Source organism: Streptomyces sp. NPDC031132 (assembly GCF_055570595.1).
The window spans coordinates 91315-103373 of sequence record NZ_JBVIGX010000011.1; the positions used below are offsets into that span (position 1 = coordinate 91315).

Below are 12059 nucleotides of genomic sequence, written 5' to 3' on the forward strand. Positions count from 1 at the left end.
GGAAGGATCCCGAACGCGCAGCAGGAGGACACGCATGGCAGAGCCCGAGCGGACGACCGAGCGGAAGCTGCGGCCCGCGCCGCTGCTCTTCGAGCCCTCGGAGGCCGCCACGGACCCGGAGCACTTCTTCGACCTGGAGTCGATCGAGGACCCGCGGGAGCTGCTGGCCCGCGCCACCGAGCTGACGCTCGCGTTCCGGGCGGCGCAGGACCGGGCGGTGGAGTTCCAGGCCCTGGCGGCCGCGCAGCTCGCCGATCCGCGCCGGTTCGACCGGCTGCCGCCGGCGGCGATCGCCGCGCAGGCGGAGTGGACCGAGGACTACGCGCGCAAGATGATCGAGTTCGGTGAGTCCCTGCAGCGCGAGGCGGGCCCGGAGGCCTCCTAGGGGTGTCCTGCCGACCAGGGGGCGTCCTGCCGACTAGGGGGTGTCCTGCCGATCAGCCCGCCGCGGTCTCGGGGCGGGGCAGGGGCTCGGGACGGGCTCGGCTACTGGGGCGCCTCGCGGCACGCCGCGGTCGCGACGATCCCCGCCACGCCGGCCTGGGTCAGCCCGTTGGTGCAGCCGCCCTCGTCTCCCACGAGACCCACGTAGCACGCGATCCGGATGGCGTCCGTGACCTCGGCACCCTGCAGCTGGACGATGTCCTGGCAGGCCTCGATGTCGGCATGGGCCACCGGAGCGGCGACGACGACGCCGCCCAGGGCGAGGGCCAGGGCGGCGAGGACACCGGGGATACGAGCCGAACGACGCATGGGAATGCACCTGCTCTCGGTCGGGACCGCGGTCCCGGGTGTCCCGTCGACCGCGCGCGGGGGCGGCGGCCGGGCCGGCGCCCGAGACGGCCCAGGCCGGAGGCCGGAGGCCGGATCCCCGGTGCCGGCGAGCGGGCCCACCGGCACCGCCGAGCGGGCGAACCCCCGCTCATACGACGCTAGAACAGTTCCGGAACGCACGCACGCGCGACCGGCGGCGCCGGTCCCGCCCCGCCCTCGCGGCGGGCACGGCAGATGACGCAGCTGGCATATGCGGGGCGCAACATAGCCCACCATCCCCCGTCCTGTCCCGGTTTTCCGTAACTCCCGGAAACCGGATCGCTACGCCCGGTAGACCGGTCCGCATGACGACGCTGACGACGGCACCCGCCCACCCCACCCGCGACGCCCGCACCGCGACGCACGTCACACCCCAGGGCGCCGCCTGGCTCGCCTCCGCGTCCGCGCACCCGCACAGCACCCTCACCCTCTGGGAGGCCCGGGCCACCGCGCCCGCCACGCTGCCCTGCGGGACCGCCTTCGACGTCGTCAACGTCCCGCTCGTCCTCGGACGCCGCATGCTCGACCTGCTCCGGGCCGAGGGCCCCGGCTCGGGGCCCGTCGCCGTGCACCGGGGGCGGATGCTGCTCTTCGCCGCCACCGGGACCGCCCACCGGCTCCCCGCACTGCTCGCCTGGGAAGAGTGGGGCAGCTCGGCGCCCGCGCCGCTGTGCCACGGCCGCGGCGACGCCGTCACCGTGCCGCCGCTCGCGGCCACTCCCGGGCCGTCGCGCTGGCTCGTCGCCCCCGACACCCGCACCCCCTGGCTCCCCGGACCCGAGGCACTCCTGTGGGCGTACGTCCGCGCCGCCCGAGCTGCGGATATCGATTTTTCGTTCCGGCCATCTCCCTGCTAATGTCTTCCTCGTCAGCAAGCGCCGCTAGCTCAGTTGGTTAGAGCAGCTGACTCTTAATCAGCGGGTCCGGGGTTCGAGTCCCTGGCGGCGCACAGACGGAAGAAGGCCCCCACGCGAGTGGGGGCCTTCTTCGTGTTCCGGTGCACGTTCCTGTGCGCGCTCCGGCTGCACTGCGCTACGTGGTGATCTTGACCGTGTACGCGCCCGACGGGGTGCGGTCCGCCACCTCGATCCTGATCCGCTCCCCGGGCACCGTGAACGCCTGCCCCACCTCCAGCGGCGCGTCCGCCAGCGGCGGGTACACCGAGCGGTCCCAGCACGCCTCCGTGTCCGGGTGCCCGTCGAGCACCTCGATCGGCCCGCCGCCCGACGCCGCCTCGTTGCGCACCCGGTAGACCAGGACGCCCTCCGTACAGGTGTCCCCGTCGTTGCCGGCGGACCCCCGCGCCTCGACGGCGATCGCACTGCCGGCGCCCGTACGGATCACCGCGAGCCGGGTCCCGCCCGTGGCGCCGGCCTCCGGGGCCTGGGCCAGCGGCAGCAGGGTGTGCAGCGAGGACCCCGACTGCACGCAGTCCACCTGGGACGCGTCGAGCCAGCCGAGCTTCCACTTGTGCCAGGCGAACAGGTCCGGGGCCATCCCGAACTGGCTGCCCATGACGTCCCAGTCCCCGACGTGCGTGTCCCAGTCACCCTTGCCGTCCGTCGGCCGGTGGTAGAGGTCGGGCAGGTCGAAGACGTGCCCGGTCTCGTGCGCCAGCACGTTCCGGTCCGGCGGGTGCCGCTCGAAGACGGTCACGATCCGCCGCAGCTCCGTCCCGTCCGCCCTGATCGGCCGGTCGAAGTTGACGACCTTGGTGGCGTCCGAGTCCACTCCCGGCGCGTCCGGATCGGCGACGAAGTACACGACGTCGTACCGGGAGAAGTCCACCTCCCGGTCGGCGGCGGCGACCGCGTCCCGCAGGTACGCGGCCCGGTCCTGGGCCGCCCAGTCGCGCTGTATCCCGTACGCCGTGGACGGCTTGGGCATCCGGATCCACTGCTTCTGCGGGTGCGGGACCAGCCGGAACCTCCCGTACGAGGCCCGTTCGAAGAAGTCGCCGGTCGCGGGGAAGTAGTCGCCGGTCAGCTGCTCGGTCGTCAAGGTGGTGCGGTGGTCGGGGAAGGAGAGGAAGACCATGACCGCGTCGAGCGTGCGCTCCGGCTTGGGGTAGGCGCGGTTCCAGCTGTCCAGGCCGAGGGAGTGGTGCGCGGACGTACGGGTCAGGGCGCACGGCGCGGCCCCCGGAACGGCGACCGCGGGACCCGCGACGAGCGACATGGCGGCGAGCGCCGTCAGGGAGGTGAGCGCAGCCGCCGTGCTTCTCATGCGGGAGCGTTCCACTCCCCCGGGTGTCTGCTGTCGCGGCACATCGACCTCCGGTGGTGGATTCGTACCATCTCGTTCCACCTTGGGGGGATTGTCTTACTAATGCCCTGTTCCGCTGCCCCACACGAGTGAGCACTACGGCAAGCCGGTGACCCCGGGGGTTCACCCACATGCCTACAGAACGTCACGACCGATCACGGGAGATCAGCAGGGGGCTTCCGCTGCTCAGAGCTGCGCAGAAACGATCGCCCGGGAGCCGCCCGGCGAGGCGTCAGCACGCCGAAGTCCCGTGCCCCGCACGGCGACGCCGCTGGATAGGGCCGTACGGTGCCTCTATGATCGGCACACTTTCCTGCACGGACACTCACGAGCACTGCGGGAGCCAACGGTGAGCGGAACCTCAGAGGGAACCGGTTCGGCGGCCGACAGCATCCGATCGGCCATTACGGAGCGTCACCAAGCAGTGCCGGCCGTGCCGTCGTCGCCGCCCCGCACCGAGTCCGAACTGCGCGATTACCGGGCCGCCTTCAACGCGGCCCACCTGGCGATGGCCGTCGTCGACCGCTCCGGCTACGTCGTCGCCGCCAACGCGGCGCTGGCCGGGCTGCTGGGCACCGAGCCGGACGCGCTCGTCGAGCAGTGCGCGGCCGACCTGGTCGACCTGGGCGCGGAGGCCCGTACCTGGCAGGCCTACCAGGAGGTGTTGCGCGGTCGGCAGGCCAGACTGCGCTGCACCCGCCGGCTCAAACATCCGGACGGGCACTCGCTGTGGACCGAGGTCACCCTCGGACCCGTGCCCGGCACCCGGGACGTGCTGCTGTCCGTCGCCGACATCAGCGACCGCCGCGACCTCCAGGCCCGGCTGCGGCACCTCCAGATGCACGACCCGGTGACCCGGCTGCCCAACCGGGCGCTGTTCTTCGAGCGGCTCTCCGCCGCCCTGGAGGCCTCCTCGTACGAGCAGGGCGGCACCGGCCGGATCGGCCTGTGCTACCTCGACCTCGACGGGTTCAAGGCCGTCAACGACACCCTGGGCCACCGGGTCGGCGACCGGCTGCTGACCGCCGTCGCGGCCCGGCTGACCCAGTGCGCCGACCAGTCCGGCTACGGGCGCACCGGCGGGCACCTCGTGGCGCGGCTCGGCGGCGACGAGTTCGCCCTGCTGGTCGAGGACTCCACCGGCACCGAGCAGCTCGCCGACCTGGCGCGCAGCGTACTGGCCGCCGTACAGGAGCCGTTCGACCTGGCGGGGCAGCGGCTGTCGGTCTCGGCGTCGATCGGCGTGGTGGAGCGGGCCACGGACGGGACCTCGGCGACCGGGCTGATGCAGGCCGCGGACACGACCCTGTACTGGGCGAAGGCGGACGGCAAGGCCCGCTGGACGCTGTTCGACCCGGAGCGCAACGCGCACCGGATGACCCGCCAGGCGCTCAGCTCGACGCTGCGGCCGGCCGTGGAGCGGGGTGAGTTCGCGCTCGAGTACCAGCCGCTCGTGGACCTGGAGAGCGGTGCGGTGCGCGGGGTGGAGGCCCTGGTGCGCTGGAACCACCCGCAGTTCGGCACGCTGACGCCGAATCGGTTCATCGGAATTGCGGAAGAGGACGGCTCCATCGTCCAGTTGGGGCGGTGGGTGCTGCGGACCGCCTGCCGGCAGGCCCGGCGCTGGCAGATCGAGCAGCCGAGCGACTGCCCCGTCTTCGTCTCCGTCAACGTGGCGGTACGGCAGGTGTGGGACTCGGACCTGGTCGGCGACGTGGCGGAGATCCTGGCCGAGACCGGGCTGGCCCCGCAGCTGCTCCAGCTGGAGCTGACCGAGTCGGCGGTGATGGGCTCCGCGGGGCGGCCGCTGCAGGCCCTCCAGGCGCTGAGCGACATGGGGGTGCGGATCGCCATCGACGACTTCGGCACGGGGTACTCGAACCTGGCGTACCTGAGCCGGCTGCCCGTGTCCGTGCTGAAGCTGGACGGCTCCTTCGTACGGGGCTTCCGCTACGACGAGGGCACCCACCCGAACCCGGCCGACGAGACCATCGTCGAGGCCCTGGTGCAGCTCGCGCACCGGCTCGGCCTGACGGTGACCGCCGAGTGCGTGGAGACGGCCGGCCAGGCGGCCCGGCTGCGACGCGTCGGCTGCGACACCGGCCAGGGCTGGCTGTACTCGCGCGCGGTGGCCCCGGAGCTGATCGCCGAGATGATCGGCACCCGCCCCGGAGCCTGACCCGCCCGCGGTGGAGCACACCCGCCCCGTACCCCTGTGCAGGGGTACGGGGCGGGCTGCCGCTCGGCGCGGGGTGGGGGGAGATCAGCAGGCGCCGAGGTCCTTCCAGACACCCCATTCACCGGTCGTGCCGGGCTCCTCGTTCTGCGTCCACCACTGGGCCTTCCACTTGTGGCCCTTGTGCGAGACCTCGTTGCCGCCGGTGTAGACGGTCCCCGCCACGTACGCCGGCGCCGTGCAGCCCGAGGTGGGCGGCGTGGTCGGCGGGGTCGTCGGAGGCGTGGTCGGCGGGGTGGTCGGAGGCGTGGTGGGCGGAGTCGTCGGAGGCTGCGTGGTGCCGCCGAGGGCGTCCGAGATCTGGTTGAGCAGCGTGGTGTTGGCGTCCAGGCCGAGCAGGGAGTACATCATCGCGCCGGCCAGGCCGCGCTGCTTGCCGTAGTCCACCCGGGCCTGGACGGACCGCTGGTTCAGGCCGGTGAAGAACTCGCCGTCCTTGTAGAAGTACGAGGCTTTCGCCTGGTCGTCCCAGAAGGTGGTCGCCGGGTTGTCGACGATCCCGCCGAGCTCCTTGTAGTTGGCGATGCCTGCCTGCTGGCTGGTGGGACGGGCCGCGGAGGGTCCGGTCGCGCTCTGGGCGAGGCCGCCCGCGGTCCCTGCGGGGACGCCCTTCCAGCCGCGGTAGTAGAACTCGTAGCCCAGCGTCAGCTTGCCCGCGGGGAAGCCGCCGGCGATGCCGTACGCCGCGTTGCCGTCGATCCAGGAGTCGATGGCGTTCTTGATGCCGTACTTCTGGGTGCCCGGCGCGATCGGGTCGGTCGGGTCGGCCGCCGAGTTGTCCAGGGGGGACTGGTGGTACGTGGGCCCGTCGCCGTCCCAGGCGCCGTGCATGTCGTACGTCATGATGTTCGCGTAGTCGAGGTACGAACCGATCTTGTCCGTCTCGATGTACTTGATCTTGTCCTGGCCCGCCGGGAGCGCCGCGGTCAGCAGGTACTTCTTGCCGCCGTTGGCCGCTCCGTACGCGTCGAGCTGCTCGCGGAACTCCTTGAGCAGGAGCGTGAAGTTCTGCTTGTCCTCGGGGGCGTAGTGGTTGCCCAGGTGCCCGCCGGAGGAGCCGGGGTACTCCCAGTCGATGTCGATGCCGTCGAAGATGCCGGCCGCCGCGCCCGGGCCGCCGTAGCCGCCCTCGACCGGCAGGTTGCCCTTGATGTACTGGTCGATGCAGGAGGAGACCAGCTTCTTGCGGGAGGCGTCGGTCTTCGCCGCGTCGCTGAAGTACTTCGAGTACGTCCAGCCGCCGATCGAAATGTTGATCTTGAGGTTGGGGTACTTGGCCTTCAGCTGCTTGAACTGGTTGAAGACGCCGACGATCGACTGGTCCCACTTGTCGGCGACGCCGCTGACGCTGTCCGCCGCGGCGAAGGACTTCTGGTAGTCGGCGTACGAGTCGCCCGCGCCGTCACCGGCGTTGGGGTTGTTGTCGTCGCCCGCGGCCTTGTTCGCCTCGAAACAGGTGAGGTTCGTGGGGTGGATGTTGCCGAACGAGTAGTTGATGACGTCCAGCTTGCCCGCTATGCCACGGGTGTCGAGGTGCTTGGGATAGAAGGCGTTCCCGTACACGCTCCACTGGTCGTAGTACGCGATCTTGACGTTGCCGCCTGCGCCCGCGGTGGTGGCCGCGCCGGCGGCCTGCGCGGTGCCGAGCCCCGCGAAGCCGGCCAGCGCTCCGGCTGCCAGCGCGGCCGTGGCGGCGGCCGCGATGAGGGGTTTACGGAAGTGCATGAACTGCCTCCGGGGGGTGGGAGGGGGAAGCAAGAGGTTCGGGTGGGAGAAGTGATAGCGATCACCCGAGGGTCGCGTCAATGGTTTGGACCAAAGAAGGACTAGACCACTCGCCGAGCAAATCCCCTCGTCAGAGGCTTGGAGGCACAGCAGAAACCGCCCGCCACCCCGGGTGACGAGCGGTTTAAGGGTGCCTTAGGACACCCTCGCGCAAGGTTTCGGCAACAAACCAGCCGAACTGCGTTTGCGGGCGATCAATCAGCTCGCGGCGCCTGGACCGGCATCCCGTACACATCTGCGACGAGCTCGTAGGAGCGCAACCGGGCTGCGCCGCTGTGCGCGTTGGAGGTCAGCATCAGCTCGTCGGCGCCCGTGCGCTTCACGAGGTCGTCGAGCCCGGCGGCCACCTCGTCGGGGGTGCCGTGGACGACGTTCGCGAGCCAGCCGTCCACGAACTCCCGCTCCGGCGGGGAGAAGTCGTACGCCGCCGCCTCCTCGGGCGTCGGGATCAGCCCCGGCCGGCCGCTGCGCAGCCGCAGCATCGACAGCGCCCCCGTGAGCACCTGGGCGCGGGCCTGCCCGTCGGTGTCGGCGGCGAGCGCCGAGACGCCGATCACGGCGTACGGGGCGTCCAGTACGGCCGAGGGGCGGAAGGCCTGCCGGTAGAGCTCCAGCGCGGGCAGGGTGCCGGCCGCCGAGAAGTGGTGGGCGTACGCGAAGGGCAGGCCGAGCTCGGCGGCGAGGCGGGCGCTGAACCCGGAGGACCCGAGCAGCCACAGCGGCGGCCGCCCGGCGCGGCCCTGCACGGGACCGGGCACCGCGTGGACGCGGGCGTACGGGTGCCCGTCGGGGAAGTCGTCGTCGAGGAAGCGGGTCAGCTCCACGAGCTGCCGGGGGAACTCCTGCGCGGCCTCGTCGAGCCGGCCGGGCCCGCGCAGGGCCGCGGCCGTGCGGCCGTCGGTGCCGGGCGCGCGGCCGAGCCCGAGGTCGATCCGCCCGGGGGCGAGCGCCTCCAGGGTGCCGAACTGCTCGGCGACGGCGAGCGGGGCGTGGTTGGGCAGCATGACGCCGCCCGAGCCGAGCCGGATGCGGGTGGTGTGGGCGGCGAGGTGGGCCAGGATCACCGCCGGGGAGGAGCTGGCCACCCCGGGCATGGAGTGGTGCTCGGCGACCCAGTGGCGGTGGTAGCCGCGGGACTCGGCGAGCCGGGCGATCGCGACGCTGGTGCGCAGGGAGTCGTGGGCGGTGCTGCCGCTGCCGACCGTGACGAGGTCGAGCACCGAGAGCGGCACCGGCGCGCTGCCGCGTACCGCACCCCGGATCGGATCTCCGCGGCCGTCCCCGTCCGCACCCCGACCCGCGTCCCCGGTGTCACTCATAGTCGCTCCCGTCTCGGTTCGCCGTCCGTACGAAGAACTCGAACCATCGGCGGCCTGTGGTCATTCCCGGCATCCCGGGACAGCAGGCGTGACCTTGGCATATGCCAGTGGATTAGCCACAGGCGAGGGGACACGATCGAGCCATCAATCTCATCAACAGGCGCTCCACGTGGGCCTCTTGATGGCTATCGTGGTAGGGCAAGCGGTAACAACCTGCTAGGGGGAAAACCGTGGCGCTGAAGCCCGAGCCGACCGCGCCGTTCCACTCGGTGCAGTACGCCCTGCGCGTACTCGAAACGATCGCCCGCCACACCGGCGGTGTGACCGATGTACAGATCGCGCGTGAGACCGGCCTGCCCGCGGTCCATCTCGCCCCCATGCTCCTCATGCTGCGCCGTGAGGGGTACGTCCTCCAAGTGGCGGACGGCGCCTATGCCATAGGGGACTCCCTGGTCCTGCTCGGCTCAGGCATAGACAGGCAGCAAGCCCTCCAGAACAAGCTGCAGGACACCCTGGACCGGCTGCGGGACTCGGTGGGCGCGGCGGTCTACATCAGCCGGTACGTGGACGGCGAAGTCAAGATCACGCAGTTCGCGGACAGCCCGCGCACCCCGAAGGTGCACGAGTGGGTCGACTTCCGCTCCGCTGCGCACGCCAGCGCGGTCGGCAAGTGCCTGCTGACCCAGCTCGACCAGAACGGGCGGCGCGACCACCTCTCGCGGCACAAGATCGCCCGTCTCACGTCGAAGACGATCGTGAACGAGCGGATCCTCTTCTCCAAGCTGGACGCCCAGCCGGCCACGGTGCCGATGCTGGACCTGCAGGAGTACGCGGTGGGCACCGTCTGCGCCGCGGTGCCGATCACGGCCGGGGCCTCGGTGGGCTGCCTGGCCCTGTCGATGCCCGTCGAGCACGCCCACCGGCTGCGGGCCGCCGCGGACGCACTGAACCGGAAGGCCGCGCCGCTGCTGCTGTCGCTCACCTTGTGACACCGGAGCGGGGCCCGGAAACACTTCGGGCGGTTCCCGGTGAACCGGAAACCGCCCGAAGTACAGGTGCGCCGCCAGGGACTCGAACCCCGGACCCGCTGATTAAGAGTCAGCTGCTCTAACCAACTGAGCTAGCGGCGCCTGACAGAGAAAATACTACCTGCTTCTCAAGGGTGCTCAAAACCAATACCCGCGGTCTCCGGATCAGCGCTCCAGGAGCTCGCTGCGGCCGTGGGCCCCGTACGCCGCCAGCAGACCGGAGAGGTCCGCCGGATCCAGGAGGCGGTAGCCGGCGGTGCCCGGCGGGGACCACCAGACCGGGTCGGGGCAGCGGAAACCGGCGCGGCGCAGGGCGACCCGGTGGACCTTGTTCGTCGCCGTGGTCGGCATGGACTCCACGATCCGGACGTAGCGCGGGGACATCTTCGTGCCCAGGTCCGGCTGGGCGGCCAGGAACGCCGAGAAGGCCTCCGGCGAGAACCGCTGCCCCTCCTCGAGGGCGACCGCCGCCATCACCTGGTCGCCGGCCGCCTCGTCCGGCACCGCGTACACGGCGACCGCGGCCGCCGGGGACCAGCGCGCCAGGATGTTCTCGATCACCGCCGCGGCGAGGTTCTCGCTGTCGACCCGCAGCCGGTCGTCGGTGCGGCCCGCGAAGTAGAGGAACCCGTCCGCGTCGCGGAAGAAGAGGTCGCCCGTCCAGTACCAGCCCTCCCGGGTCCGCGCGGCCTCCGCCTCGGGGTTGCGCCAGTAGCCCTCGAACAGGCTCCGGCCGCGGTTGACCAGCTCGCCGATCGCCGCGGAGCCGTTGAGCAGGCGGCCCTGCGCGTCCAGGACGGCCGGCGGGCACTCCGCGCCGGTCTCCGGATCGATCACCACCACGTCGTCCCCGGCTCCCGCCCGCCCCAGGGCGCCCGGTGGGGTGTCCGGAGTCCGCTGCACGGAGGCCCCGCCCTCGGTGGCCCCGTAGCCCTCCACCAGCCGGACGCCGAACCGCTCGGCGAAGCGGGCCGCGTCCACCGCACCGGCCTCGGTGCCGAAGCCGAGGCGCAGGCTGTGCACGCGGTCGTCGGGGCGGGGCTCGGTGGCCAGCAGGTACTGGACGGCCCGGCCGACGTAGGTGAAGTACGTCGCCCCGTACGCGCGGACGTCGTCCAGGAACGCGGAGGCGGAGAACCGGGGGCGCAGCGCCACGGACGCGCCCCCGGCGAGGGCGGGCAGCCAGTCGGCGATGACCGCGTTGCCGTGGAAGAGCGGCATGCAGACGTAGTGGACGTCGTCCGGGGTGACCGAGAACTGCCGGGCCAGGGAGTCGCCGGCGGCGGCGATCCGGCCCTGGCTGCACAGGGCGGCCTTGGGGGCGCCGGTGGAGCCCGAGGTGAAGTAGAGGAGGAAGCGGGAGCCGGGACCGGGGGCGGCGATCACCGCCTCGCCCGGCTTCGCGGCGGCGTACGGGGCGAGCAGGTCCGCGTACTCCTGGGTGTCGGTCACGAGGATCCGTACGCCCGGCAGGTCGAGCCCGCGCAGCAGCGGCAGGTGGGCGCACTCGGTGACCAGGATCCGGCAGTCGGTGTGCAGGACGTCGCGCGCGAGCTCGGGGCCGCGCCGGGTGGGGTTGATCCCGGCGACGGCGGCCCCGGCGAGGGCCGCCGCGCCGAGCCAGAACGGGAACTCGGGGGTGTTGTCGAGCAGCACCCCGATGTGCGGTTCGGCGTCCGCCGGCAGCAGGTCGACGAGCAGCGCGGCGCGCGCGGCGGCCTCCTGGGCGGTCCGGTGGCGGCTGAGGACGGCGGTGTGCGTGCTGCCGCCGTACTGCAGCCCGGGCCGGTGGTCGCCCCATTGGCGTGCGATGAGCTCCGCGACGGTTTCGGGTGTCGTCCGCATGCCGCCGGAGGATAGCTGACGTGCCGTCAGAAATGAATCGGCCCGAAGCCCGAAGGTCAGAACTGGACGTCGGAGCAGGCGTAGAAGGCCATGGCCGTGTCGTTGACCGTCCAGACGGCCAGGATCATGTGCCGGCCCGTCTTGCCGCTCGGCATGGTGCCCTGGTGGACGGTGGTCATGGGGGGCCGGGCGCCGTTGTAGGCGACGGTGAGGAAGGGCTGGGATTCGAGGGCGGCGCGGGTGAGGGGCTTGGTGGGGTCCCAGCCGTTCTTGGTGACGTAGTACTTGAAGTCGGTGGTGGAGTGGTTGGCGGTGAACTGCCACCGGAAGCCGTAGCTCTGCCCGCTGGTCACCTTGGTGGTGGGCCAGGTCCCGCCGCGCGGGTCGTCGAGCTGCGCGAACTCACTGTGCCCGCCGGCGCATATCTTGCCGTCGGCCGGACCGGCGGCGGGGAAGCCCTTGTAGCCCTCGACGCTCTGCGGCTCCCACTGGATCGGGCCGCAGTCGGAGACCGTCTTGTTGGCGCAGAGCTTCTGGCGGCTGATGGGGGTGTCCGTGTAGCCGTGGCTGCTCGCGGTGGGGGCGGTGAGGAGCGCCAGGGAGGCGACGACACCGAGGCCGAGCGTGGCGGCGCCGGCTCGTCTGGACAGGTGAACGGGCATGCGGATGGGACGCATGATGCTCCTTGAACGTGGGGGGAGTTCGGCGAGAGCGTGCGCACGCGTGGGGTGGGGCGTGGGGATTCAGGTCTAGACCAAGTACCAGACT

General features: G+C 71.8%; 9 protein-coding genes, 2 tRNA genes and 1 pseudogene. 5 read left to right on the plus strand and 7 right to left on the minus strand.

Going from position 1 to position 12059, the window contains the following annotated elements:
* Nucleotides 1-34 precede the first annotated feature (34 nt).
* On the plus strand, nucleotides 35-385 hold the full coding sequence (locus ACZ49B_RS18685; protein WP_468306945.1) for a hypothetical protein: 351 nt from the start codon (nucleotides 35-37) through the stop codon (nucleotides 383-385).
* 101 nt (nucleotides 386-486) lie between these two features.
* Here ACZ49B_RS18685 and ACZ49B_RS18690 read toward each other — a convergent pair whose 3' ends face one another.
* Nucleotides 487-753, minus strand: a complete 267-nt coding sequence (locus tag ACZ49B_RS18690; RefSeq protein ID WP_468306947.1) for a hypothetical protein — start codon at nucleotides 751-753, stop codon at nucleotides 487-489.
* Between the two features lie 365 nt (nucleotides 754-1118).
* On the opposite strand from ACZ49B_RS18690, the pseudogene ACZ49B_RS18695 reads away from it, so the two are divergent.
* Both ACZ49B_RS18695 and ACZ49B_RS18700 read left to right on the plus strand, forming a co-directional pair.
* Nucleotides 1119-1698 (plus strand): annotated as a pseudogene (locus ACZ49B_RS18695) (bifunctional DNA primase/polymerase).
* A tRNA-Lys gene (locus tag ACZ49B_RS18700) sits at nucleotides 1689-1762 on the plus strand. The pseudogene ACZ49B_RS18695 and the gene ACZ49B_RS18700 overlap by 10 nt, the downstream one beginning before the upstream one ends.
* A gap of 83 nt (nucleotides 1763-1845) precedes the next feature.
* Here the strand turns inward: ACZ49B_RS18700 and ACZ49B_RS18705 are convergent.
* Nucleotides 1846-3039, minus strand: a complete 1194-nt coding sequence (locus ACZ49B_RS18705) for a M6 family metalloprotease domain-containing protein (protein ID WP_468306949.1) — start codon at nucleotides 3037-3039, stop codon at nucleotides 1846-1848.
* Between the two features lie 388 nt (nucleotides 3040-3427).
* Here ACZ49B_RS18705 and ACZ49B_RS18710 point away from each other — a divergent pair, with 388 nt between their 5' ends.
* Entirely contained in the window at nucleotides 3428-5257 is a 1830-nt protein-coding gene (locus tag ACZ49B_RS18710; RefSeq protein WP_468306952.1) for a putative bifunctional diguanylate cyclase/phosphodiesterase, read from the plus strand.
* A gap of 84 nt (nucleotides 5258-5341) precedes the next feature.
* Here ACZ49B_RS18710 and ACZ49B_RS18715 read toward each other — a convergent pair whose 3' ends face one another.
* Together ACZ49B_RS18715 and ACZ49B_RS18720 are read right to left on the minus strand one after the other, a co-directional pair.
* Nucleotides 5342-7039, minus strand: coding sequence for a glycosyl hydrolase family 18 protein (locus ACZ49B_RS18715; RefSeq protein WP_468306954.1), 1698 nt, complete (start codon nucleotides 7037-7039; stop codon nucleotides 5342-5344).
* 254 nt (nucleotides 7040-7293) lie between these two features.
* Nucleotides 7294-8418 carry an LLM class flavin-dependent oxidoreductase gene (locus tag ACZ49B_RS18720; protein ID WP_468306956.1) on the minus strand — a complete coding sequence of 375 codons (1125 nt, stop codon included), beginning with the start codon at nucleotides 8416-8418 and terminating at the stop codon, nucleotides 7294-7296.
* Between the two features lie 230 nt (nucleotides 8419-8648).
* On the opposite strand from ACZ49B_RS18720, the gene ACZ49B_RS18725 reads away from it, so the two are divergent.
* Entirely contained in the window at nucleotides 8649-9407 is a 759-nt protein-coding gene (locus tag ACZ49B_RS18725; RefSeq protein ID WP_266666760.1) for an IclR family transcriptional regulator, read from the plus strand.
* A 67-nt stretch (nucleotides 9408-9474) separates the two neighbouring features.
* On the opposite strand, the gene ACZ49B_RS18730 is transcribed toward ACZ49B_RS18725, so the two are convergent.
* The 3 genes from ACZ49B_RS18730 to ACZ49B_RS18740 form a co-directional block, all read right to left on the minus strand.
* Nucleotides 9475-9548, minus strand: a tRNA-Lys gene (locus ACZ49B_RS18730).
* A 63-nt stretch (nucleotides 9549-9611) separates the two neighbouring features.
* Complete coding sequence (locus ACZ49B_RS18735; protein WP_468306959.1) at nucleotides 9612-11291, minus strand: AMP-binding protein; 1680 nt, start codon at nucleotides 11289-11291, stop codon at nucleotides 9612-9614.
* A 56-nt stretch (nucleotides 11292-11347) separates the two neighbouring features.
* Nucleotides 11348-11941 carry a lytic polysaccharide monooxygenase auxiliary activity family 9 protein gene (locus ACZ49B_RS18740; protein WP_468307253.1) on the minus strand — a complete coding sequence of 198 codons (594 nt, stop codon included), beginning with the start codon at nucleotides 11939-11941 and terminating at the stop codon, nucleotides 11348-11350.
* Nucleotides 11942-12059: the final 118 nt, after the last annotated feature.